The sequence below is a fragment of the Bacillus sp. AFS088145 genome, from assembly GCF_002564465.1.
Taxonomy (GTDB): domain Bacteria; phylum Bacillota; class Bacilli; order Bacillales; family Bacillaceae_G; genus Gottfriedia.
Genome location: NZ_NUUX01000015.1, coordinates 183,350 through 208,643 on the forward strand (window position 1 = coordinate 183,350; position 25,294 = coordinate 208,643).

The 25,294-nt window shown below is 31.7% G+C and carries 18 protein-coding genes and 1 pseudogene; 6 read left to right on the forward strand and 13 right to left on the reverse strand.

Annotated elements, in window-relative coordinates; translation table 11 throughout:
- The first annotated feature begins 136 nt into the window (after nt 1-136).
- Complete coding sequence (locus tag COI44_RS11820; RefSeq protein ID WP_098428128.1) at nt 137-547, forward strand: pyridoxamine 5'-phosphate oxidase family protein; 411 nt, start codon at nt 137-139, stop codon at nt 545-547.
- Nucleotides 548-1,006: 459 nt separating this feature from the next.
- Here COI44_RS11820 and COI44_RS11825 read toward each other — a convergent pair whose 3' ends face one another.
- The 7 genes and pseudogenes from COI44_RS11825 to COI44_RS11855 all read right to left on the reverse strand — a co-directional run bounded on the left by COI44_RS11825 (nt 1,007) and on the right by COI44_RS11855 (nt 8,510).
- The gene (locus COI44_RS11825; protein ID WP_098428129.1) at nt 1,007-1,522 is read right to left on the reverse strand and encodes a VanZ family protein; all 516 of its coding nucleotides are present in this window, start codon (nt 1,520-1,522) and stop codon (nt 1,007-1,009) included.
- 137 nt (nt 1,523-1,659) lie between these two features.
- Nucleotides 1,660-2,430, reverse strand: a pseudogene (gene tagH / locus COI44_RS11830) (teichoic acids export ABC transporter ATP-binding subunit TagH); the annotation flags it as partial.
- Nucleotides 2,431-2,442: 12 nt separating this feature from the next.
- A complete protein-coding gene (locus tag COI44_RS11835; protein ID WP_098428131.1) occupies nt 2,443-3,243 on the reverse strand; it encodes an ABC transporter permease in 801 nt (266 codons plus the stop codon).
- Nucleotides 3,240-4,523: a nucleotide sugar dehydrogenase gene (locus tag COI44_RS11840; RefSeq protein WP_098428132.1), complete on the reverse strand. Its 1,284-nt coding sequence runs from the start codon at nt 4,521-4,523 to the stop codon at nt 3,240-3,242. Before COI44_RS11840 ends, COI44_RS11835 begins: the two co-directional genes overlap by 4 nt.
- 286 nt (nt 4,524-4,809) lie before the next feature.
- Complete coding sequence (locus COI44_RS11845; RefSeq protein WP_098428133.1) at nt 4,810-5,880, reverse strand: glycosyltransferase family 2 protein; 1,071 nt, start codon at nt 5,878-5,880, stop codon at nt 4,810-4,812.
- A 100-nt stretch (nt 5,881-5,980) separates the two neighbouring features.
- Nucleotides 5,981-7,303, reverse strand: coding sequence for a glycosyltransferase (locus tag COI44_RS11850; RefSeq protein ID WP_098428134.1), 1,323 nt, complete (start codon nt 7,301-7,303; stop codon nt 5,981-5,983).
- The gene (locus COI44_RS11855; RefSeq protein WP_286163893.1) at nt 7,296-8,510 is read right to left on the reverse strand and encodes a glycosyltransferase family 4 protein; all 1,215 of its coding nucleotides are present in this window, start codon (nt 8,508-8,510) and stop codon (nt 7,296-7,298) included. Before COI44_RS11855 ends, COI44_RS11850 begins: the two co-directional genes overlap by 8 nt.
- A 301-nt stretch (nt 8,511-8,811) precedes the next feature.
- Between COI44_RS11855 and COI44_RS11860 the strand changes: the two genes are divergently transcribed.
- The 5 genes from COI44_RS11860 to COI44_RS11880 all read left to right on the forward strand — a co-directional run bounded on the left by COI44_RS11860 (nt 8,812) and on the right by COI44_RS11880 (nt 16,514).
- Nucleotides 8,812-9,528, forward strand: coding sequence for an IspD/TarI family cytidylyltransferase (locus COI44_RS11860; RefSeq protein ID WP_098428135.1), 717 nt, complete (start codon nt 8,812-8,814; stop codon nt 9,526-9,528).
- On the forward strand, nt 9,525-10,550 hold the full coding sequence (locus COI44_RS11865) for a ribitol-5-phosphate dehydrogenase (RefSeq protein ID WP_098428136.1): 1,026 nt from the start codon (nt 9,525-9,527) through the stop codon (nt 10,548-10,550). The genes COI44_RS11860 and COI44_RS11865 overlap by 4 nt, the downstream gene beginning before the upstream one ends.
- Before the next feature lie 89 nt (nt 10,551-10,639).
- Nucleotides 10,640-12,952 (forward strand): bifunctional glycosyltransferase/CDP-glycerol:glycerophosphate glycerophosphotransferase, encoded by a 2,313-nt coding sequence (locus tag COI44_RS11870; RefSeq protein ID WP_098428137.1) that lies wholly within the window; start codon nt 10,640-10,642, stop codon nt 12,950-12,952.
- 175 nt (nt 12,953-13,127) lie between these two features.
- A complete protein-coding gene (locus tag COI44_RS11875; protein ID WP_098428138.1) occupies nt 13,128-15,440 on the forward strand; it encodes a bifunctional glycosyltransferase/CDP-glycerol:glycerophosphate glycerophosphotransferase in 2,313 nt (770 codons plus the stop codon).
- A 129-nt stretch (nt 15,441-15,569) separates the two neighbouring features.
- Nucleotides 15,570-16,514, forward strand: coding sequence for a GDP-mannose 4,6-dehydratase (locus tag COI44_RS11880; RefSeq protein ID WP_098428139.1), 945 nt, complete (start codon nt 15,570-15,572; stop codon nt 16,512-16,514).
- Nucleotides 16,515-16,597: 83 nt separating this feature from the next.
- Here COI44_RS11880 and galU read toward each other — a convergent pair whose 3' ends face one another.
- The 6 genes from galU to COI44_RS11910 form a co-directional block, all read right to left on the reverse strand.
- The gene (galU, locus tag COI44_RS11885; RefSeq protein ID WP_098428140.1) at nt 16,598-17,476 is read right to left on the reverse strand and encodes a UTP--glucose-1-phosphate uridylyltransferase GalU; all 879 of its coding nucleotides are present in this window, start codon (nt 17,474-17,476) and stop codon (nt 16,598-16,600) included.
- A 314-nt stretch (nt 17,477-17,790) separates the two neighbouring features.
- Nucleotides 17,791-18,987, reverse strand: a complete 1,197-nt coding sequence (locus COI44_RS11890) for a DHHW family protein (RefSeq protein ID WP_098428141.1) — start codon at nt 18,985-18,987, stop codon at nt 17,791-17,793.
- Between the two features lie 17 nt (nt 18,988-19,004).
- Nucleotides 19,005-20,432 (reverse strand): MBOAT family O-acyltransferase, encoded by a 1,428-nt coding sequence (locus COI44_RS11895; protein WP_098428142.1) that lies wholly within the window; start codon nt 20,430-20,432, stop codon nt 19,005-19,007.
- 325 nt (nt 20,433-20,757) lie between these two features.
- Nucleotides 20,758-21,861, reverse strand: a complete 1,104-nt coding sequence (gene wecB / locus COI44_RS11900) for a non-hydrolyzing UDP-N-acetylglucosamine 2-epimerase (protein ID WP_483295482.1) — start codon at nt 21,859-21,861, stop codon at nt 20,758-20,760.
- 320 nt (nt 21,862-22,181) lie between these two features.
- A complete protein-coding gene (locus COI44_RS11905; protein WP_098428144.1) occupies nt 22,182-23,165 on the reverse strand; it encodes a glycosyltransferase in 984 nt (327 codons plus the stop codon).
- 12 nt (nt 23,166-23,177) lie between these two features.
- On the reverse strand, nt 23,178-25,292 hold the full coding sequence (locus tag COI44_RS11910; protein WP_098428145.1) for a CgeB family protein: 2,115 nt from the start codon (nt 25,290-25,292) through the stop codon (nt 23,178-23,180).
- Between the last annotated feature and the right edge of the window lie 2 nt (nt 25,293-25,294).

The following is a 25,294-nucleotide window of genomic DNA, read 5'->3' on the forward strand; positions in this document are numbered from 1 at the left end:
AAAAATCATCGATCTCTTGATAAATATTGCTCAAAGGATTATGACCTTCGAGAACTAGAATTACATATGTTGGAGATTCGGATGGTAGAATCGATTTCTACCTTCCCTTCTTCTGAACTAGGAGGGAGTTAATAAAATGATTCAACAAGATATTATGAAAGTGCTTAAAGCCAAACAATTAGGTCTATTTACAACCATTCGTGAAGACTTTCCGCATAGTTGTTATATGGTATTTTTCTTTAAAGGCCTAACACCTTATATCGCTACAAATAAGAATTCACAAAAAGTAGAAGATATAAAAAATAATCCAAACGTACATATATTACTTGGTCATGATGGTGATCGTTTAGATGATAATTTTGTAGAGATGTTTGCAAGAGCTGAAGTAATTGAAAATGCAGGTCCTGAAGAGAAGGTATGGACTGAGGAATTGTCTAGATGGCTTGAAGGTCCCGAGGATCCTAATTATGTATTGATTCAAATGAATCCAGTTAAGATCGGTTATGTAGAGAAAGCAGGTACTGAACCTACTTTTATAACGCTTTGAAAAATGAAATCTTATCTAATTGAATTTAGATAAGGTTTTTTTGTTGAAAAGCTATAATCAATTTTTCGTAAAAGAGTATAGTGATGTTGATTTCCACTGCAGGATGCTCGCTTTCCATGGGGCGGGACCTGAGCCTCCTCGGCTAGCCTGCGGGGTCTCAGCCTTCCCGCTTATCCCATAGGAGTCGAGCATCCCTCCGTTCCAATCAACTTTTTCATCTAAATAAGTCTGCATAATAAAACTACTTTAATAAACTTTACTTAGAGTAATAAAAGATCATTAATCAGTTTTTACTTCAATTATATAGACATTACCTTATAAATATTTTATCAACAATAAAGTTCACTTAATTTACGGTTTCTCTATTGACCGTTAATATTTCATCACATTGGAAATGGTTTTTCTTTAAAACGTCTTTCTTGTTACCGTTTATTATTTCATACAAAAAAATCCATTCGATTAAACTCGAATGGATTTTTGAACTTTTGCTTTACGCTTCTTACTTATTAATAAAAATAAAGATGCTCCTATTAGTGCTCCGATTGAATCAATTACTACGTCTTGAACTAGCGGAGTTCGGTTTGCAGTGAAGGATTGGTGAAATTCATCTGAAGCTGCATATAGTATTGAAAAAATTACGCCTACTAAAAAGGCTTTGTTCACATAAAGCTTTGCTAATCTTGTAGTAAATAAGGCTAGTAAAAGATAGATTGAAAAATGGGATAGTTTTCGAATAAAGAACTCTGTAAATCCTGCTACTCCAAGCTCTTTTATACTTACTAAATGTCCAGCGTAGTTAAAGTGGACAAAGGTAAAATGCTTCATTAGGTCATATAAAAATGTAAAATGGCTTATTTCCGGTCTTATATCTTGTTTTTCATACGGAGTTGCCGATGAATAAAAGATAATGCCAGCTATAAGGATCACAGGTACCCAATAACCAATAAAAATTCTAGTTTTACTTTTGGATTCCATACTATTCCTTTCCAACACAAATGATTTATTTCTTTAATTTTTGCTTTAATTTTTGTATCTATAAAACTCTATTAAAATAGACACTATTATGAAGAAACTCTTTCATAAAGTGTCTATTTACGTTATTGATTTACATGCATATTTTCTTCACGGTCTTTTGCACGTTCTGCAGGTGTTAATTTATTATATTCAGTTAGGAAATTTTGATAGTTATCGCATACTTCATTTATTTCACCATACTCAACTAATTTTCCATAATGAATCCATAAGCCTTTCGTACAGAAGCTTCTAACTTGACCTAATGAGTGACTAATAAAGAAGATTGTTTTACCTTGTTCTTTAAATTCATTCATTTTATCTAAACAACGTTTTGTAAAGGTAGGGTCACCAACAGATAATGCTTCATCGATTACCATGATGTCTGGGTCGATATTTACAGAGATCGCAAACCCTAGTCTCGATCTCATACCACTTGAATATGATTTTACTGGTTGATTAATAAATTTTCCAATTTCGGCAAATTCAATAATATCAGGAGTGATTTTTTCAATTTGCTTAATTGTAAGACCCATCATCAAACCTTTTAATCGAATATTTTCTAAACCAGTTAATCGGTTATCTAATCCAGCTTGAATGGCAATTAGTGAAGCAACTCCATTTACTTCAACTTCGCCGTCATTTGGCATTGTTACACCAGCAATTAAATTAGACATTGTACTTTTACCTGAACCATTTAAACCAATAATCCCTACAATTTCACCTTGTTCAATTTCGAATGAAATGTTTTTTAACGCATGAAAATATTCTCCGCCTCTTCCACCAAAGAATAAGTCCTTCAGCTTGTCAGTCGGTTTATTATAAATCTTAAATTTTTTAGTAACATTTTTAAAGACAACTTTTTTTGTCATACATTTCACCTTCTATAGGAAATCAACAAACTGCTTCCTGAATTTAACATGAAAAATTGAACCGATTATGAAAAAGGCTAGCAATACACACCAAAAATAAATCGTTATTTTAGAAAAAATCAAATTAGAATGTCCATATAATAAGGCGCCACGATATCCTTCTATAATATAGTAGAGTGGATTTAACTTCATTAATTTAGTTAAAATATTTGCACCCTTAGGCTCCCATAAAATTGGTGATAAATATAAAAGCATTCTAGTTAATGATTGAATTAATAAATGAACATCCCTAACCATTGTTGATAAAGTAGATGTAAGTAATGCAAGTGCGATATTAAATAGTAAGCCCACAATCATAAAATAAATTAGTGCAAAAATATTTATGTGTTCGATTCCTCGATTGATAATTACACCGATAAATAAGACAGCCATCATAAATAAATGCGTATTGAACCTAGATAAAACAACATAAGATGGAATAATACTTAATGGGAAATTCATTTTCGATACGGTTCCGATTCGGTTAAAAATCGAGCTTGAACCTTGCATGATTGCCGCACTTATAAAGAACCATGGAATTAAACCACAAAGCATCCAAATAAGAAACGGAATACCATTTACTGGAGCCCCATTTCTGATCCCTGTTCCGAAAGTTATCCAGTAAACAGCTATTTGAAAAAGTGGGTTTAAAAATACCCAAATTACGCCAAGTTGGCTATCTGCATACTCTTTACGTGTTTCATAAGATGAAAGACGAAAAATTAATGATAAATTTTTAGCATGTTCTTGTAAAACTGTTTTTATACTACTCATAAATCAACCACATTCTTTTTAATTTCTTTATATAAATTTCCGTAATTAACAAATTTCATATCAGACTCACTTGAAGTCGGTACACAATTACGTGTATCAAAAAGTACTGCTTGCTTCATTTGCTTAGCAAGTTTATTGTAGTCCATTGTTTTAAATTCATTGTGATCTGTTAATACAAGAATTAAGCTTGCATCTTCCACAGCTTCCTCAGCAGATAACACATTAATTTTCTCAGAAGTTACATGAGGATCATGAATTGTGACATTTAGTCCCTCTTCGTGCAATAACTCAATAATTTCCATTGCAGGACTTTCTCTCATATCATCTACATTACCTTTGTATGTCACACCAAATGCTGCAATCTTAGGATTATCTACACCTGAAACTAGTTCTTTTACTGAATCAACAACATATTTAGGCATCGATACATTTGTATCACGAGATAATTTGATCATACCAGCTAATTCAGGAGTTTTGGCTACAATAAAGTATGGGTCAACAGCAAGACAGTGACCTCCAACACCTGGACCTGGTGAATGAATGTTTACACGTGGATGTTTGTTTGCCATTTGAATAACATCTAATACGTTGATTTCTAATGAGTTACAAATCTTTGTTAGTTCATTTGCCAACGCAATATTTACATCTCGGAATGTATTTTCCATTAGTTTAGACATTTCAGCAGTTTTTGCATCTGTTTGAATAATTTCGCCTTCTACAAATGTGCTATACACTTTTGCTCCAGCTTCACTACATGCAGCTGTAATCCCGCCTACAATACGATTATTATGAATTAATTCGTGTAAAATTTGGCCTGGTAATACACGTTCTGGACAGTGAACAAGATAAACATCTTCACCTACAGTAAATCCAGCTTGTTCTACTAATGGTTTTACAAAGTCATCCATACTTCTAGGTGCGATTGTTGATTCAACAATTAAAACATTCCCTTTTTTTAAGAAAGGAATTACTTTATGAACCGCGTCTAATACATATGATAAATCACAAGATTTATTCTCATCATCATTATTAGGAGTTGGTACCGCAACAATAAATGCGTCTGCCTCTTCAGGTGTTAAAGATGCTCTGAAAAAACCTTTTTCTACTACTTCTTTAACCATTTCACCTAATCCAGGCTCTTCTATATGAATTTCTCCAGAATTTAATTTATCTACAACGCTTTTTTGTACGTCTACACCTACAACACTTGCGCCATATTTCGCAAACATCGCAGAAGTTGGTAATCCTATATACCCTAGTCCAATTGTGCAAATTTTCATTTTACTATAACCTCTTTCAGAAATTTTACTAATTTCTACTCTTTTGCTTTACTAATAGTTTACTGATATTTAGATTATAGTAAACGTATTATTAGTAAACTTTTTGGATAATTGGATAAAACTTAAATCGCTAAATCTTACCTTTTCTAATAAGGAAACTGATAAATTAGAAAAAGCACCAATCATCATTTTAAATTAGTAGAAATTATATTTCAATAAATATCTATTTATCTTATTAATCTTACAATTAATTTTTACGATTCGACTCTATTTTACATTAAATTAACTAAGATTTAACAAACTTGTATCTTAAAGAGAATAGTGAAAGAAGGTAAACTACTTTTCTTAGTTTACTATTCGTCATTTTAGGGTTTGATTTTAAGGATAAATAAATTTTTAAAGCTCGTTTATCTTTTAATTGTAATGTCTCTGCAACAAACTTTGGTACAACACTAAGCTCATTTTTAATCGATTCATTTCGAATTGTTTTCATAAATTCATTTCCAACAGAAGCAAGCTTTACCTTCTCATCTTCTGGTAGTTTATTTGCCTTTATATTAATTGAGTTAATAAAGAATTTAAGTTGTCTTCTTTCAATATGTATTAAATCTTTTGTAAAACCATTTTCTTCATAATAAGTTCGTAGCTCTTTTTGAAGCAAGACTAATTGTTTAAAAAATTGTATTGTTCCAGATTTAATTAAACTATTTTCTGGATCTTCAATTCGATAACCAATTACATCTACATCGCATACAACTGTGCAGTTTGATTGTAATAAAGATTTCTCCGTAAAAAATAAATCTTCGCCGACTCGAAGTTCTTCATGAAATAGAATACCCTCGCGCTCCAGTAGTTCTTTTTTAAATAATTTATTACTAGCAGATGGTGTAAGATGTAGCTCTGGATTTTCAAGAATCTGTCTATTTTCAGGCAAACCTTCTTTGAAAATTTCTTTCATATAATTTAAACGCCAATTTTTTTCGCCGTTAAAGCATAAAATATTACCTACTGCCGTATCAGCGTTATATTTTTTTGCTAAAGAATATAATTGGGCATATGCATCAGGGTAAGCAATATCATCTCCATCTAAAAATGCAATATATTCTCCACTTGCATGATTTAAACCTGTATTTCTTGCAGCACTTGGCCCTTTATTTTCCTGCCTAATAAACTCTGCATTTTGATACTTTTTTGTGAATTCTTCTGCTAAAACGCTACTTTTATCAGTTGATCCATCATCGACAACGATCAGTTCAATATTTTCTAATGACTGATCCATGACAGATTGTAAACTTTCCTCAATAAATTTCTCTTTGTTATAGTTAATGACTACAACACTTAACTTATAATTGGTCATTTAGCTTACTTACCTCTCTATGCATAGAAAGGTAAAAAGAAATATGGCATAATCCCTAGTTCTTTTTACCTTCTCTACTAAAATATTCACATAATCAAACTTAGCTTACCATTGCCTTTTCACCGTAGAGAACTTTTTCGTAAATGCCGATGAAAACTTTCTTCTCATTATTCCAATTGTATTTATGTCTTGCTTTTAAACAATTTTTGCTCATTTCGTCTCGAACTTCAGGATTGTCTAATAAATAGTTCACACCTTCAGCTATTGAATCAATATCGTGGGAGTCTACACATACACCAGTATATTCACCTTCAACTACCTTCTGAATTTCTGGGAAGCTACAAGCAACAACTGGTACACCGCTCATCAAGTACTCAAATAATTTATTCGAAGACGCTGAATAATGATTAAAATTGATATTATTTAATACTTGAAACCCTAAATAAGCATTTCTTGTATAATTTAGTAATTCATCTACTGGCACTTTATCAATAAATTTCACTCGATCTTGTAGTTGTAGCTCTTCTACTAAATTTAAGAGAGTTGGCTTTATCTTTCCATCACCAATAAAAACAACGATCCCTTTTTTATATAAAGGTGCAGCTTTTACAATTAATTCTAATCCACGCCCCTTTTGTATACCACCTTGATAAAGAAGTATTGGCTCGTCTTCACTAATTCCTAGTTTTTCATGAAGATTAATCGCATTACTTTCTTCCGGCTTAGACACAAATGGGTAATTGTGAATTACTTCAGGATAATCAATATCATATAAATCTTGAGTATATTTTGCCCTAGTATTATTTTCGTGAATCATCACATCAATATATTTAATTAAAAACTTCTCAATTTTTCCGAATATCGGATTCTCATAACCAGATCTACTAGATTGAACTTCATGTGAATCATAAACTAATTTACTTTTTTTGAATACTTTTGCACAAATAATTCCTTGTGGTAAAGTATTTAAATCATTCGCATGATAAATATCGTAATCCCTTTTAAGCCCATGATAGATCATTTGTAAAATATTATAGCCTCTAGTTAATAGTACTTTCATATAACGGTTACCAAAAAGAACGATAACAGCAGCAATTATAATCGTTGCAACTGCATTTAAAAATAAACCAAGTAAAATCAATAAAATAGCGACTAGTTTCATTAATAAACTACTTTTTACTAAATTAAAGATCTTTGCACAATAATGAACAAGATGATAGATTCCAAATGGTAAACGATTGTTTACTCGGATAACATTAAATCCTTCTTCCATACGTTCTCTTTTTGGTAATTCTTTTGAATCATCATGTAAAGCAATTAAATCAACATCATATCCGACTTCTGCTAATGCAGAACATTCACGCAGTACGCGTGCATCATTCGTAAAATGATTAAATACAAACGCACAAACCTTTTTATTCATGGATATCCTCCATCACTTTTAATAACACATTAATATTCGTTTTCCAACGTAGATTTTTGTATGCATATTGATAGCCATTCTCTCCATAATTTTTTCGGAGACTTGGATCATTTGCAAGTTTATAGATATTTTCAACCAATTCTTCGGGCGTATCTTCTTTTAAGATCATTCCACAGTTTGCTTCATGAATAATTTCACTTGCATACCCTGCTACATCTCCAATGATTGGTTTCTTAACACACATATAATCAATTATTTTCCCTGGTAAAACGGTTTTAAACACCTCTTGGTTTACGAGGCTTACATAAGCAATATCTGCACTTGCTACAAGTTTTAAAGTTTCGTTTCGGGATTTTGCAGTATGTAATGTTACATTTGATAATCCATTCGAATCAATATAATTCTTAACTTCATTTGTATTTTTTCCATAGCCAATAATTGAAAAATTAATTGATGTATTTTCCTTTAATAATGCAGCAGTTTTCATAAACTTATGCAAATCCTGTGCTAACCCTAAATTCCCAGTATAAATAACGGTTATATTTTCTTTTTCTAATTCGACCTCTTTATATTCTAATTCACTTTCTGTTAATGAATTAGGTAGGAATGTAATTTTATCCTTGCTGACATTTTTATTTGTCATATATTGTATAAAACTTCGGCTATTAACGATTATTTTCGTTGCTTTTTTATATAATATTTCTTCTACTTTATATGCAGTTTTTAAGATTAAAGGATTAGAGAAAACTTGTACACCAGTTAGAGACTCTGGCCATAAATCTCTTATATCTACTATTAGTGGAGCTTTTAATTTCCATTTAGCAATTAAACCTGCCACACCTACAAATATTGGTGGAGATGTCACAAAAATATAATCAAATTCAGCCTTTTGTTTAAAAATAGTACCGATAAATCGAACCATAACTTCCAGATATAAATATAATCTCTTTAAAATACTTCCAGAGTGTTTTTTAATAGAAGGATCAATTCGAATGATATCCTTTTCGTCGATTAGTGGTTCATTCCAAAATTGTTTATCTTCATATAGTTCACGACTAGGATATCTAGGTTCTAATGTTAGTACCTTTACATCGAAACCCTTTTCCTTTAACTCTATATAAATATTTTTCATACGGTTTGCTGCACTACCTATTTCTGGATAAAAGTGTTGTGAAATAAGTAAAATCTTCTTTTTATGTAAACCCAAGAATGTCTTACCTCCTGAATAGAATTAATCATCAATTCTAACTTGACAAAATATACGATATTTTACCATAAACCAACCTTTTTTACCATTTTTCTAATATCATTCATTTTATTTGAAGCTGCTTGTACTATAACATCGAATCATATAGTATAATGTCGACTAATTATTTTTTATTTGATATTATTATACTTATGTAAATTCAACAATTGACGAAATGTAATTTTTTTGTATACTTTGGGTATTTTATTAAAATATCCTTACTTGACATATTAATTCCAAAATAAAAAAGCAGGTGAAATGAATGATTTACGCAGAAATATTAGCGGGTGGAAAAGGTACTCGCATGGGAAATGTTAGTATGCCAAAGCAATTTCTTGCACTGAATAACCGTCCAATTATTATCCATACAATAGAAAAATTCATGTTAAATGACGACTTTAAAAAGATTTTAGTTGTAACGCCAAAAGAATGGATTCAACATACAAAAGATATTATCAAAAAATATATCGGTATGAATGACCGTATAGCTGTTGTTGAGGGTGGTAGCGACCGTAATGAATCAATTATGAGTGGTATTCGCTATTTACAACAAAACTTTGAAATTACTGATGAAGATATTATCGTAACACATGATGCTGTTAGACCGTTCTTAACTCATCGAATTATAGAAGAAAATATTGATGCTGCTCTAAAATACGGAGCTGTTGATACTGTTATTGAAGCTGTTGATACAATCATTCAATCTTCTAATCACGATACGATTACAGATATCCCAGTAAGAAATACAATGTATCAAGGACAAACTCCTCAGAGTTTTAATATTAATCTACTGACAAAACACTATTCTGAATTAGATTCAGAACAAAAATCAATCTTAACTGATGCTTGTAAAATTTGTCTTCTTAAAGGTGTAGACGTAAAGCTAGTTAAAGGTGAAGTTTTTAATATGAAAATTACGACTCCGTATGACTTAAAAGTAGCAAATGCACTTTTAAAGGATCAGGTGACAACAAAATGATTAATCAAATCTATCGTTTAGTTTCAACAAAACAAATTGAGATCACTTATAAAGAACAATCTCTAGAAGGTGACTATATCGTTGTACGTCCAACACACCTATCAATCTGTGCTGCTGATCAACGATACTATACTGGTACTCGTGGCAAAGAAGCGATGGCAAAAAAATTACCAATGGCACTGATCCATGAAGGTGTCGGAAAAGTTGTTTATGATCCAAAAGGTGATTTTAAAACAGGCTCTCATGTCGTGATGATTCCAAATACACCTACTCAGGTTGATGATGTTATTGCTGAAAATTATTTAAAAACGAGTAAGTTTCGTTCAAGTGGCTATGATGGTTTCATGCAAGATTATGTATTTCTTGAAAGAGACCGTGTAGTAGGGTTATCAGAAAACATAAACTTGCAGGTTGCAGCGTTCTCTGAATTAATCAGTGTAAGTATGCATGCAGTTGTCCGATTTGAAGAACGTGCACATCAACGTCGTGATGTTTTAGGCGTTTGGGGTGATGGAAACTTAGGATTTATAACTGCTCTAATCCTTAAAAAGCGTTATCCAGAAAGTAAAGTATATGTATTTGGTAAAAACCATTCAAAATTAAGCTACTTCTCATTTGCAGATGAAACATATCAAATTGATGAAGTTCCTGAAGATGTAACAGTCGACCATGCTTTTGAATGTGTAGGTGGTATTGGTAGTCAATACGCTGTAGAACAAATTATTAATCACATTCAACCTGAAGGCTCGATTCCATTACTTGGCGTATCTGAATATCCTGTTGAAATTAATACGCGAATGATCCTTGAAAGAGGTATTACATTAATAGGTAGCAGTCGAAGCGGGCGCTCTGACTTCGTTGAAACTGTTAACTTCCTTCATGAGAATCCTGAAGTAGTCGAATACTTAGAGACTCTAATTGGAGATGTAAATGAAATTCGTAGTATCGATGATATTCATAATGCATTCGAACGTGATTTAACAACTAACTGGGGAAAATCAGTTATGGAATGGAAAATATAATATAAATTAGAGGGGATACTGCTCTCCTCTTTTTTATGTTAATCATATAACTCATACACTATTTTAATAATGAGGAGAAATTACCTAAAATGAATTTTGAAGTAGTAAGACCATCTAAAATAGATCAACCTAAGGTTAGTATTATTATCCCTGTATATAATGTAGAAAATTATATTAAAGAAACAATTGAATCACTTACCAAACAAACATTAAGTCCAATTGAGATTATATTAGTTGATGATGGTTCAACTGATAATACGCCAAACATTATTAATGACCTTTTAAGCTTATATCCAAATATACTATATGCAATTCAGAAAAACGCAGGTCCAGGTGTTGCAAGAAATAATGGTTTGACGTTGGCTAAAGGTGAATACATTAGTTTTGTTGATTCAGATGATTTATTACCTGAGGATGCATTAGAAACTATGTATCTAGCAGCAAAAACTGAGGACGCTGAAGTAGTTACAGGAGCTTCTTTAAGCTTTAACAGTACTCGTTCTTGGTATATTGCTAGCCATGTTGATAATGGTGTATATACGCCTGGTACTAAATCACTTGTTGCAAATAAAGGATTATTATATTCATTAGGTCCTTGTAACAAAATGTTTAAAGCTACTTTAATTAAAGATTTGTCATTCCCAACTGATATTCGAGTAACGGAAGACCACCCATTTATTATTGAAGCTTATTTAAAAGCTAATAAAATTTTCACAGTTGATAAAGTAATCTATCATTACCGTAATCGTGAAGAAGAATCAAATCTTTCTCTTTCACAAGTAGTACGTGTTGATTCTGTTAAAGTTTTACGTGATATCTTAAAAAGTTTGAGTTATTCAAATGAGTTATGGAATAGCTTAATACCGAACGAGCTAGAGCGTTTAGATGTAATGGGTGTTTATTACCATCGTATCGTGACAGCTGATCTGTGGCCTGCTATTATGAGCGCAGTTCGTTCGAAAGATGCGTCAATCCAAGAAGAAGCATTTCAATTAATTTATGATTGGCTTAAGACAATTGACTTCAAATTATATAACAAAGTACCTGCTTTAACTAGAATCACATCTTACGAGTTGGTTCCTCATTATAGCTTATTATCACAAAAGGCAAAGGAACTGCATTTAAACTGGTTAAAAGAATGGGTAAAACTTAGTAACCCGGGTACTATGCATACATTGAAAAACTCGAATCGAAAATTTGATACACAGTTGTGTTTAAAGGCATTACAAAAAAATTCGATCAAGCCAATTCAAAGTCATATTAGCAAACGAGATCGTAGAAAACGTATTAATAAAATTAAGAGCCGTTTTAAAAGTGCATTTGCACGTCGAGTAGTTTTTAAGTTTGCTAGTTTACTACCTGCAGATAATACAATCGTTTTTGCATCAAATAAATCGAAAGGTCTTGATGATTCATATCCTTTCATTTACGAGCAAATTAGAACGAAACGTCCACAATATAAAGTAGTTGATGACTTCTTTAAGAAACGTGAGTTCGCTGATTTATGTAAAACATACTACCAATTTGGCCGTGCTAAATATATTATTCTAAACGATTATCACCGCCAAATTTATAAAATGAATTTTAGAAAAGAAACAGAAGTTATTCAAATGTGGCATGCTTGTGGTGCATTTAAAAAGTTTGGACATAGTGCAGTAGGTTTTGCAGATAGTAATCCAAAACAATTTGAAACAAATGCTCACAAACCTTATACAAAAGTTGTTGTTTCAACGAATGAAGTTGTACCTCATTACGCAGAGGCATTTGATATTGATCCAAAAAATGTTTTACCTTTAGGATTACCTAGAACTGACCTTTTCTTTGACGATGAAACAAAGGAATATGTTCGTAGAAAATTCCTAAATAGATTTTCAAAGTTAAAAGATAAAAAAATTATTACGTATGCTCCAACATTCCGTGGAAACCCTAGAGATCGAAAAACGTTCCATTTGGAACTTGATTTAGCTGCAATGCAAGAAAAATTAGGAGAAGATTATGTACTTGTTCTAAAATTGCATCCAGCAGTTACGAATAATGTAAAAATCCCGGAATCTGCACGTGATTTCGTATTGAATTTAGGGAATGAGAATATTAATGAAGTATTATTAATGACAGATATTTTAATCAGCGACTATTCTTCTTTATTATTTGAGTATACATTACTTGAAAGACCTGTTATTTTCTTTGCATATGATTATGAGAACTACATGAAAGAAAGAAGTTTCTTCTATGATTATCATGATTTTGTACCAGGTCCAATAACTTCAACTACAAATGAGATTATTGATTTAATCCAAAAAGATCAGTTTGATTTAAATAAAGTGAAAGAATTCAACAAACGTTTCAATGAAATAGCTGATGGACGAGCTTCAGAAAGATTCGTAGAAACGCTAATTAAATAATTTATGAAAGGCAAGTAAGCATTTAAATCCGGGGATTTATCTGTTTACTTGCCTTTTCTTTAGCATAACCAATGCATAAGTCCTTTAAAAAGGAATAATTTCCAATATTTTTGACAAAATTACTGTTAACTACTAAATAAACTTTTATTTAATCGTTTGAAATGAGGAAAAATTGATGAGTTTTGAATTAATAATCAACCCTGATTTAAAGGACGTTAAAGTTAGTTTAATCATTCCTGTATATAATGTAGAGGAATATATTGAAATAACCTGTTCATCCTTGGTTAATCAATCACTTAAAAATATCGAAATTATATTTGTAGACGATGGTTCAAGTGATCAAAGTGTTGAATTAATAAAACAATATGCAAAAGATTACCCTAATATTGTATTAGGAATTCAAGATAATAGTGGACCTGGTATCGCTAGAAATAATGGAAAGAAGATTGCTAGAGGTGAGTATATCGGCTTTGTCGATTCTGATGATTTATTGCCTCACGATGCAATTGAAGCTATGTACCAAGCAGCAATTGATAAAAATGCAGATGTTGTTACAGGGCAAAGTTTAAGCTTTAATAGTACTCAAAAATGGTTTATTGGCAGTCATGTTAGTAATGGAGTAAATATACCTGGAGAAAAGTCATTAATCTCAACCCCTGGACTACTCTATTCTCTTGGACCATGTAATAAACTGTTTAAAGCTATCCACGTCAAAAATATCAATTTTCCTAAAAATATTAAAGTAACCGAGGACCACCCTTTTATAATAGAAGCATACTTAAAGGCAAATAAAATTTTTACCGTTGATAAAGTTATTTATTACTATCGTTCTAGAGAAGATGAAGATAATATTTCCTTATCTCAAATTGTTAGAGTTAATTCTGTTAAAGTCTTAACTGATATCTTAAAGAGTCTATCAGTTTCCGATCCTCTTTGGGATCAATATGTTGTAAACAAATTTGAACGCAATCAATTAAAAGCACATTACTACCAAAGAATTGTAATGGCAGATATATGGCCTGCAGTTAATAGTGCTATTCGAAGTATGGAGACAGAGACCCAAGTTGAGAGTTTAAAACTATTTTTGGAATTTGTAAATAAAATTGATATTCAACTTTATAACCAAATCCCATCTATACCTCGGATTCTATCTTATGAAATCGTTAATCGATATCATTTTATGAGTCCAGAAGCTAAACGAATCCATCTAGACTTACTAAAAGTTTGGGAAGCACGATTAAATCCAGAAATAAATCATCAATTAATCACTTCTATACATAAATTAGAAGTAAATTCTTGTTTGGCAGCCGTCAAAAAAAATAGTTTATCTCCTATTAATAGCCTGGTCAGAAAGAAAGCAAATAAAAAAAGGAAAAACAAGTTTTCAAGTAGGTTAAAAAGTGCCTTCGCTAGGCGAGTTGTCCTAAATTTTGCAAAAATGCTCCCAGTGAAAGATGAGATTATATTTGCTTCAAATAAATCAACTGGACTTCAAGACTCTTATTATTTTATATACGAAGAACTGATTAAAACAAAACCAGAGTACAAAATTATTGGCCATTTTATTCGAAAGCGTAATTTCTCTGAGTTATGTAAATTGTATTATGATTTTGGACGCGCTAAATATGTCATACTGAATGATTATCACAGACCTCTTTATAATGTAAATTTACGAAAAGATACGAAAGTCATTCAAGTATGGCATGCATGTGGAGCCTTCAAAAAATTTGGCCTTAGCGCAGTAGGCTATAAAGATAGTAATAGTAAGGAATTTGAAATAAATGCACATACTTCTTATTCCAATGTTATTGTTTCTTGCGATGAGATTATTCCTTTTTATGCAGAGGCATTTAACGTTCCTGAATCGAGGGTTTTAGCTTTAGGATTACCAAGAACCGACTTTTTTTATAATGACGAGATGTTAGAGTCAGTAAAAAATAACTATTTTAATAAGTATCCAATGTTGAAAGGCAAAAAAATTATTACTTATGCTCCTACATTTAGAGGTAGCCCTAAAGAGCGAAAGAATTTTAATTTACAATTAGATCTAATCCTAATGGCCAATAAACTACAAGATGAGTATGTACTAGTCCTTAAACTACATCCAGCCGTAAAAAAAGGGATTGTCATTCCACAAGAAGCAAAAGATTTTGTCATTGATTTAGGCAATCATGATATGAATGAAGTACTTTATCTTACAGATATACTAATCAGTGATTACTCATCCCTTGTATTTGAGTATGCAATTTTGGAACGGCCAATGATCTTTTATGCATATGACCTTGAAGAATATTTAGATGAAAGAAGCTTTTTCTATGATTATGATGAGTTTGTTCCAGGACCAATTGTCAGAACAACAGATGAAATCATTAACGTAATAAAAGAAGGTAACTATGATCTTCAAAAAGTAGCTGAATTTAATCATCGATTTAACAAATATCAAGACGGTCAATCAGCTAAAAGATTAATTCAAACTTTAATTAAATAATGATAGCCCTACCGTACTAGTTATTTTACATGGTCTAGTTTGTATTACTATGGTAAAATTAATATCATAATTTTAGTTAAAATATAAAGAAATCTATGATTGCTAGTCCATTATTTAAGGAGAAGTTTTATGAAAAAGATCTTAATTACAGGCGGTGCTGGTTTTATTGGTTCAAATCTTGTAAAAATGTATATAGACAAAGGTTACCAAGTTGTAGTTGTAGATGATCTTTCAAGTGGAAACATAACTACTCTTCCACCAAATGTTACTTTTTACGAAGAGAGAATTTGTCATTCTAAATTTATTGATATCGTACTAAAAGAAAAACCAGATATCATCAATCATCACGCAGCACAAATCGATATTCAATTTTCAATCCAAAATCCTTTAGAAGACGCAAAAATTAATATTTTAGGTACTATCAATTTATTAGAGGCTGTACGCAAACTTAAAGAAGAAAAAGAAGTAACACTTGTCTATGCTTCTTCAGCAGCTGTTTATGGCAATCCGGTCTATTTAGGAGTGGATGAGAACCATCAAAAACACCCTATTTCTTTTTATGGCATTTCAAAATTAACACCTGAATATTACATAGATGTATACCATCAATTATATGAAATCCCTTTTACTATTCTTAGATATGCCAATGTATATGGTATTGGCCAAGATCCAAAAGGTGAAGGTGGAGTTATTAGTATTCTTATGGATAAAATCATATCAAATTCTACTTTTACGGTTTTTGGAGACGGCGAGCAAACTAGAGATTATATCTACGTAGAAGATGTTGCTTCAGCAAACTTCAATGCAGGAGAAAAACCAGCAAATGATGTATGTAATGTTGGTACAAACATAAAAACATCTTTAAATACATTATTAGAGGTTACTGAACAAATTCTTAACCGAAAAATTGAAGTTCAATACCAAGATGAACGTAGTGGCGATATTCGTGATAGCTATTTAACAAATGAAAAAATACACTCATTATTAAATTGGCAACCAGCCTACACTTTGTATGAAGGTCTTGAAAAAACATTGAACTATTACATCCAACAAGTTAATAAGGATGTTGACTGATTAAGGTATTTAAGTCATTTCGAAAAAAAAACGACTAAACTTTGTTTTACTACAAAAGGTTTAGTCGTTTTTATTTGTAATGATTAAAGCTGAACTTCTACTGAAAGAATCTTTTTTAAATAGTGAATCAAGTCTTCTCTTATTTCTTCTTTTTTCAATGCAAACTCAATATTTGTTTTTATAAATCCTAGTTTTTCACCTACATCATATCTTGTTCCTTCAAAATCATAAGCGAATACACGTTGAATTCGATTTAATTTTTGAATGGCATCAGTTAATTGAATTTCTCCGCCAGCACCAATATTTTGCTCTTCTAAGAACATAAAAATTTCAGGTGTCAGTACATATCTACCCAAAATGGCTAAATTCGAATCAATTGTTCCAGGAGCTGGTTTTTCAACAAAATTCTTTACTTCGTATCTTCTACCATTTTGTAATAGGGGGTCAACTATACCGTATCGATGAGTCTCTTCACTAGCTACAGCTTGAACACCAATGACCGATGAATAGGTTGTATTGTATTGATCAATTAATTGTTTTAAAGCTGGAATATCTCCATCAACGATATCATCACCAAGTAAAACCGCAAATGGTTCATCTCCAATAAAATTACGTGCACACCAAACTGCGTGACCTAATCCTCTTGGTTCCTTTTGACGTATATAATGAATCTCAATATTTGAAGGAATTTTTACTTCTTCTAAAAGAGAGTACTTTTCTTTCTGAAATAAAGTTTGTTCTAACTCAAATGCTCGATCAAAATGGTCTTCAATTGCGCGCTTTCCTTTACCAGTTACAATGATAATATTTTCTATACCCGATTCAATCGCTTCTTCAACAATGTATTGAATAGTTGGCTTATCTACGATCGGTAACATTTCTTTCGGCATCGCTTTCGTTGCAGGTAAAAATCGCGTACCAAGACCTGCAGCTGGAATAATCGCTTTTCTGACTTTCTTCATATTCATCACTCCTAGAGTTTACTAATAGAACCCTTTATTGAATGGCTAAACCATTATATTAGAATTGAAAGACTATAAATCTATTTTACTTTAAAAAAGAATAAATGCCTATTGTTCTTGGTGTTTAATGAATAAAGTACATTTTGGAATAAGTAGCAAATTTTTTACTCTATTTTTCTATTTAATAGTTCCTTCTTCTCTTTGCTTTGTTTTTAAGTTTTCTTCCAATAATTAAAAAAGGGATGTCATAAAAGTTAGAATCTTCTCTTATGACATCCCTTTTCAATTGTCCCACCTGGAAGATACATTCAAATTTATTGATTTTCACCTTGACCAGGATGCTCAAAATCCGTTAATGTCGGTGTTACATAAATAGAATTAACATTATTTATAATGACTACATCATCTACTTTATACTTTTTAATATAATCAATGATAGGCATTTTATTGTAATATCTCAAGTCAAGGACTCTAGTTTCTTTATAATGGTTAACAAAAAATTGTATACTTGCATTTGCATAAGAATCTTTAATAATTAATAATTTTCGATTCTTAACTTTATTGTTATAAATCGCAGTTTCAGGATGATCCCCACCCATGTAAGTTACATATCGATTAGTATAAAGACTAACATTTTTCATTGGATCTTCTGCATATAAACCTCTATTACATATCGCATTGTAACAGACATTTAAATCCTGTTTTTCCTTACTTTCTACAACAGTTATTGTATCTGTTTTCGTTACATTTGCTCTCGTCGTTTTACGAGCATCCGAACCGTAAAAAGGTAAGCCTTCTTCTTTCCAAGTAAAATCATCCGCGTTCAATGCTTGTCCAACTTCATTTGAATTTGCATAAATTGTATTAATGATTGTTTGATATGAATAAAATGCTGCCTTTGCCTTCCAATGATGATCAGTAAAATGATATAAATTGGGCTCATTTTTATGTTTATTCATTGTAATTCTTAGGTCTAGAGGGTGTGCAATTGGATCAATATATCTAAAAAGATAATCTGAATCCTCATTCCCATAGCTAGGAAAGTATGAAGGGAATTGGTCTTCAAATGTCACTGATTTATTTGGTGCTAGACTAAAATAAGTGTTCACTCCAAGTTTTGATGCTTGTAACGCAAATTTATTAATTCTGTTAGCAATGACTTTTGCACTTTCTTTTGTTTGTTTAGGTACAGTAGATAATAATAAACCATTATTTGCAACATATACATCTTTAACAACATTCTGACCTAATAAATCTTTATTGATTGTTGCATTCGCTTCAATTAACTTCAATCTACCAGGAAATTGATCATTAAAATAAAGCTCAAATTCTTTTGAATACTCTCCAGAAGCTAACTTGTCTAAACTCATTTTTGGCATTTGAGCAAGTTCTCGATTTTCAATCGTAGAATACTTCAAATCACCTTTTACCCAAACATAAATAGCCCCTGCAAAAATGAAAAATAAGAAACTTATAACTATGAAATTACCTTGAAATCGATTGCTTTGCATAATAAACCTCCAACTTACTAGAAACGGAAATAGATAAATGGATTAAACGTGCTAGAAACAACACATATAATTGAAATCCCAAAAACTAATAAATAGTAACCTGTTAACCCAATATTACGACCGAAAATTCTTACAGCAAAGCTGGATTTTGATTGAACCATGATTTTTTCTGCAAAGATTTTCATTAAAGGAGTTGCACCAATAATAGCTAGTCCTATTAATACACCGTATTCAGCAAAATAATATCCGGCACTTGAATCCCAAACAACTGTATGATTTAAACCGAACATTGTTTTAATATAATCAAACGCATAACTAAATGTTTCTGAACGAAAAAATACCCATCCAATTACGACAATAAATGTAGCGTAAATGTGCTGAATTGCATTAGGCAATTTTCGTAAAATGTCACCTAAGAAAGCTTTTTCAAGCATGATTAATATTCCGTAATAAATACCCCATGCGATAAATGTCCAACTTGCTCCATGCCAAAAACCTGTAGCAAACCACACAATAGAAAGATTAATATACGTCCTTAAAGGAGAAATACGATTTCCACCTAACGGGATATATAGATAGTCCCTGAACCATGTTCCTAATGAAATGTGCCATCTTCTCCAAAACTCTGTTACTGATTTTGAAATATACGGATAGTTAAAATTTTCTAGAAAATCAAATCCAAACATTTTTCCTAAACCAATCGCCATATCCGAATAACCGGAAAAATCAAAGTAAATTTGTAAAGAATAAGCAATGATACCAATCCAAGCTAAACCAATGGACATATCATGTGGATTTTGTGCAAAGATTTGATCTGCGACCCAACCACAATTATTAGCCAAAAACATTTTCTTACCTAATCCAATAATAAATCGCTTCGTTCCATAAGCAAATTTCTCTAAAGTTTCTTTTCGATCTGTAATTTGATGTGAAACAGTTTGATAACGAACAATTGGACCTGCAATTAACTGCGGAAATAATGTTTTATAAGTAGCCATGTTCAATGGGTTTCTTTGCAGAGCACCATCTTTTCGATAAACATCGACTACATAACTAATACCTTGGAAAGTAAAAAATGAAATTCCTAACGGTAATGGTATTAGAGGAATCGTAATATTTGTGTTAAATATTAAATTTATATTATCAACAAAGAAATTTGAGTATTTGAAGAAACATAATAACCCCAAATTGGCCACAAGCATTGCTGCCATAATCCACTTTATTTTCGTTTTCTTATTTCGATTTGCATCAACAATTAACGCAAATACATAATTGATAATAATAGAAAGGAACATAACCAATACAAACCTTGGCTCCCCCCATGCATAAAAAATTAAACTAGTTACTAACAACCATGCGTTTCGGAATATACGTGGTAGTACAAAATATACTAGCAATACTATTGGTAGAAATATAAACAAGAATACAGTTGAACTGAAAAGCATAATCTAGTCCTTTCTTTTCATAAATTTATCACTAATAAACCTAAATTTTACACATCAGATATGATTATCACATATAATTTGACAAATTTCTACATTATACATACTTAACTTTAGAGATTTAATTTAAATTTATTCAAATTGAAACAAAATAAATAACGACTATTAATATACAGAAAAAATTCCTTTTAATAGTATCTATCTAGACTTAGGATAGGTACTTTATTAAAAGGGTTTAATTTAAATGAAAATATAAAATCAAATAGTTTAAAAACGAAAAAAGACTATCCTTGAATAGTTTTCAAAGATAGTCTTCCCTTACACATCATTACTTTGTTTTATGATTAAAATGTTGAATAATCACTTCAACAATTCTTCTAGAAGCTTCACCGTCTCCATATGGGTTAGATGCTTTAGACATTTTGGCATGTGCCTCTTCATCCGACAACAGTTCATCGGCTAACAAGAAAATAACTTCTTCGTCAGTTCCAGCAAGTTTTAATGTACCAGCGTCAATTCCTTCAGGACGTTCTGTTGTATCACGTAATACAAGAACTGGTACGCCTAAAGAAGGTGCCTCTTCTTGTACACCACCAGAATCAGTTAGGATTAAATGAGATCTTGCAGCAAAGTTATGGAAATCAATCACATCTAGTGGTTCGATTAAATGGATTCGATTGTCATTTCCTAAAACTTCATTTGCAATTTCACGAACAACAGGATTCATGTGTACAGGATACACAACTTGAATATCATGATGTTTTTCGACTAAGCGCTTAATCGCTTTAAACATATTTCTCATTGGTTCCCCTAAATTTTCACGACGATGTGCAGTCATTAAGACTAATCTGTCGTTACCAATCTGGTCAAGAACAGGATGAGCATACTCTTCTTTTACTGTTGTTTTAAGTGCATCAATCGCAGTATTACCAGTAATAAAAATGGTTTCTTCCTTTTTATTTTCAACTAATAAATTTTGTGCTGATTTTGTCGTAGGAGAAAAATGCAAATCTGCCATGACACCAGTTAATTGACGGTTCATTTCTTCTGGGTATGGTGAATACTTGTCCCAAGTACGTAAACCAGCTTCAACATGACCAATTGCAATTTGATTATAAAAGGCTGCAAGACTAGCAATAAAAGTAGTTGTCGTATCACCATGAACTAATACAATGTCCGGCTTTACTTCTTGCATAATCTTATTTAAACCTTCCAAACCTCGAGTTGTTACATCGATTAAAGTTTGGCGATCCTTCATTATATTTAAATCATAATCAGGCGTGATTTCAAAAATTTCGAGAACTTGATCCAACATTTGACGATGCTGAGCTGTAACCGTCACAATTGATTCTATTTGATCAGGATGTTTAGCTAGCTCAAGCACTAGTGGCGCCATCTTAATCGCTTCTGGTCTTGTTCCAAAAATTGTCATTACTTTAACAGTCAAAATTCTTTCCCCTTTCAAAACAAATCGGCTTATTGAAATATGTATCTATCTATTGTATCTTAACTGAGGAAATAAAGACATTTTTTACCATGAAAAATACCGTTTATTCCTCTATTTACATGACTAATTGTAAAAATTAATCGTCTTAATCCCTAATAAGTTCTGTAACTAGTAATTATCCGACAATAAAGTCTTATACACTTAGTTTCCCACATTTTGAAATCATTCATACTCGATGTACATAATAATAGAAGAAAAAAGCACAGTTCCTTCTACTCAAGAATTCACTGCGCTCTCCGAAATACTTAATGAACTAATTTTACTTGTAACTCATCAATTAGACTCAAAATCTCTGAACACATTTTATCCATACAGTAATTTTCCTTTACAAATTCAACTAGTTCCTTCCTAGATCCTTTTCTACTATCCGCAATGTACTGCGCTGCTTGATCAATTGATTCGAAAATATACTCATCAGGGAATATCGTTCGTGCTCCATCACGATTTAAAACAATTGGCACAGCGCAAGAAGCCATCCCTTCAACGGGTGCTAAGTGAAAACTTTCATAATCGCTTACTGATAAGACAAAACCAATCGACTCGAGCCATTCCGCTGAATCTCCCCACTCTTCAAACTGAACTTGATTACGATAGAGGGATTTCTCAATTTTTCGAAATAAACTTGTATAATAATCCTGCTCTTGTTGATTATTCCAAACCCACGGAAACTCTTTCGGATGCTTTCCTTTTATCGAAAGAGTATATCTGCTGTCTCTTTCGTATAACTTTTCAAATATCTCAAGCGCTCGATCTAACCGTTTTAGCTTCGGTACATAACCAAGTAAACCAATTCGAAAATCTGCATCATATTGCTTAGGCAAATGGAATCGATCGACATCAACACCATTTTGAATGACAATCATCTTTTCTCTAGGAATCCTTGCAACACGATGGAATTCCTCAAATATATAAGAAGAAATTGCAATAATCTTATCAATCTTCGTAAAATCAAATCGTTCTGGAAAAGGAGTATTCATTTCAAAACGATGCATTCTAACAATTAATACTTGATGATCTTTTTTATGCTCCTGATACCAAATTACATTTCCAAGTCCCCACTCGCAAAAAAGAACATCCGCCCAATTAACGATTTCTAAGCTTTTGCCCACTTGATGAATTGTATGACCTTCCCATAAATCTATTTTTATTTCAATGTCACTTCTAGCTTCAAACCTCTTAATCGCTTCGTTTATAAATTTTAAATCATGCCCTATAATCGCCAGTTTCATAAAAACAGCTCCTTATACTAAAATACTCTCAATTTTGTCTCGGCTAATGGCTTGTTCATAGGCATCTCGATAAAAATTAAACTCATCAATTTCAAAAAATTGAACGCCAGCTTTTGAGAAATGACCAATTGATAATTTATGATCTAATAGCTTTATAAATTCATTTGGATGGAGAAATCTAGTCGCCTTTTTGCAAATCAATGCTCCATCAATATGGCAATCATTTACGTAGTTATAGCTATTTCCATTGCCTTTAGCAATAATCGTATCATTCGTATACTTAGTAGCTAACATCAAATCTCTTAAATAATTTTCTCCATAATAATGGTCTAGATTGATTGGAGCAATATAATTCGAATCAACAAGATCATTCAAGCTAAAGTAATGATGGCAGTAATCAATTAGGTATGTTTTTACTTCCCCATGATTGTTTTGATTAAAAATATCTAAATAGCCATCAAACAAATCGAGTAAGATCACTAGCTTTTTTTGTTTGATTACTTGTCTATTGTAAATCGCAATTAACTTTTCATAATCAGCTTTACTACGTACAATCCCTACTAATGTAGCACTCTCTTCATATTTCTCGTATGGCAGATTAATCATGTTGAATAAATCTTCCACTCGATTCGTATAAGTATGTTCTTCTAATACTTTTCGCAGTGTGAGTAAACGATTTTTTTTATAAAAGGTCTCATCTGCATAATAGTTTGAAAGTCGTTGCTTCATCAGTTTTTCATCATCTGTAGCCGTTACAATGTCTCCAAACATTCTATGAATCCCCTCTGAATGGGAACTAATAATCGGGGTATTACTTGCTAACAACTCAAATACTCTCCGGGCAAACATTGTCGGAGATTTCGTAATACTATTTACATTTAGCGCTACTTTATATCCTTTATACGCAAGATCGATTTCATTTTGCTTTAAGTTTCCAACAATAAATGGTTTATACTCATCTGGAAATTGATTAGGACTTGTTGGATTATGATAGTTTCGGTCATATATATCCAGCCCATATTCCTTCGAAGAATTTACTAACTTCTCCATCGCACTCGTACGTTCAGGAAACTTTTTACCATAATAAGCACCAGCAAAAACTACTTTCTCTTTACGTGGAATATATTCAATTGGATTGTGAATTTTCGGTTGAGCTGCAAAAGGTAAGCAATAAACATTTTCACAGCCTTCATTCAAATAGTTCTGAACTGATTCAAAATCAGTCGTGCATACATAATCAAAATGCTTAGCTGTATCAATAAAAGCTTTGTAATGAAACGGATCTTCTTTATTCCAAAAGACAGTCGGGATATTGTGTTCTTTACACCAATAAACTAGTTTTAATAATTTCGTATGATTTCTGTGACTTTTCGTACCGATTTTATCCTTCCACGCTCCATCGTTTCCAAGCCATGCAGACTCACAAAAGAATAAATCAATTCGGTGCTTTTTAAATTCAGTCAACCAATTCTCTGGCGTGATTTTTACAAGTTGAAACTCATAATCAAAGCATCGTGTCGTAAATTCATCGGCAATAAAACCAACTCGAAAGTCCTTTATTTCTTTCTTTTGTTTCTTCAAGTGACTATTGTCTATCGTACTATTTTTATATGAACCCATTAATTTAGCATGGAATAAATGGAGTGTGGCAGCACCTGTCATGTAAATCGAAAAAGAAGCCGATTGTATCTCATTTTGATTAAATTGAGATAGATCAACTAACTCGTCCATTTGAAAATTCACTGTACTTGCATTATTCTCATGATCGACCAATCGTAATTCACAAACTAACTCACACTTACCACTTACAAATCCAGTGATGCCAAATTTAGTAAATAACTGACTTCTTCCTTCATTAAAAAGTAGTTCCATTAATTTTTTCTCGTCTTTATAATCAATGACCGCAGTCTGCTTTATTAGTTTGTTATGAAATAGTGTTTTCTTTTCCTTCTGAAACTTTTGAATACCTTTACTAACTGTAAAATCATCAGCTAAAAATGGAAGTAACTCATGATTTTGAAAATAGAAGGGTTCATCCACATTCATTAATTCCTGCAGCATCATCTTTGTGTCATATTTTTCATTACGTAATCTAGTAATTTGTTTTTCGATTAATTCTTTTAACATAA

Coding starts and splice junctions, on each gene's coding strand:
- COI44_RS11880 (WP_098428139.1), top strand. CDS start 15,570: ATGAAAAAGATCTTAATTACAGGCGGTGCTGGTTTTATTGGTTCAAAT.
- COI44_RS11865 (WP_098428136.1), top strand. CDS start 9,525: ATGATTAATCAAATCTATCGTTTAGTTTCAACAAAACAAATTGAGATC.
- COI44_RS11890 (WP_098428141.1), bottom strand. CDS start 18,987: ATGCAAAGCAATCGATTTCAAGGTAATTTCATAGTTATAAGTTTCTTA.
- COI44_RS11895 (WP_098428142.1), bottom strand. CDS start 20,432: ATGCTTTTCAGTTCAACTGTATTCTTGTTTATATTTCTACCAATAGTA.
- COI44_RS11835 (WP_098428131.1), bottom strand. CDS start 3,243: ATGAGTAGTATAAAAACAGTTTTACAAGAACATGCTAAAAATTTATCA.
- COI44_RS11850 (WP_098428134.1), bottom strand. CDS start 7,303: ATGAATAAAAAGGTTTGTGCGTTTGTATTTAATCATTTTACGAATGAT.
- COI44_RS11875 (WP_098428138.1), top strand. CDS start 13,128: ATGAGTTTTGAATTAATAATCAACCCTGATTTAAAGGACGTTAAAGTT.
- COI44_RS11860 (WP_098428135.1), top strand. CDS start 8,812: ATGATTTACGCAGAAATATTAGCGGGTGGAAAAGGTACTCGCATGGGA.
- wecB (WP_483295482.1), bottom strand. CDS start 21,861: ATGACAATTTTTGGAACAAGACCAGAAGCGATTAAGATGGCGCCACTA.
- COI44_RS11870 (WP_098428137.1), top strand. CDS start 10,640: ATGAATTTTGAAGTAGTAAGACCATCTAAAATAGATCAACCTAAGGTT.
- galU (WP_098428140.1), bottom strand. CDS start 17,476: ATGAAGAAAGTCAGAAAAGCGATTATTCCAGCTGCAGGTCTTGGTACG.
- COI44_RS11845 (WP_098428133.1), bottom strand. CDS start 5,880: ATGACCAATTATAAGTTAAGTGTTGTAGTCATTAACTATAACAAAGAG.
- COI44_RS11820 (WP_098428128.1), top strand. CDS start 137: ATGATTCAACAAGATATTATGAAAGTGCTTAAAGCCAAACAATTAGGT.
- COI44_RS11825 (WP_098428129.1), bottom strand. CDS start 1,522: ATGGAATCCAAAAGTAAAACTAGAATTTTTATTGGTTATTGGGTACCT.
- COI44_RS11905 (WP_098428144.1), bottom strand. CDS start 23,165: ATGAAACTGGCGATTATAGGGCATGATTTAAAATTTATAAACGAAGCG.
- COI44_RS11910 (WP_098428145.1), bottom strand. CDS start 25,292: ATGTTAAAAGAATTAATCGAAAAACAAATTACTAGATTACGTAATGAA.
- COI44_RS11840 (WP_098428132.1), bottom strand. CDS start 4,523: ATGAAAATTTGCACAATTGGACTAGGGTATATAGGATTACCAACTTCT.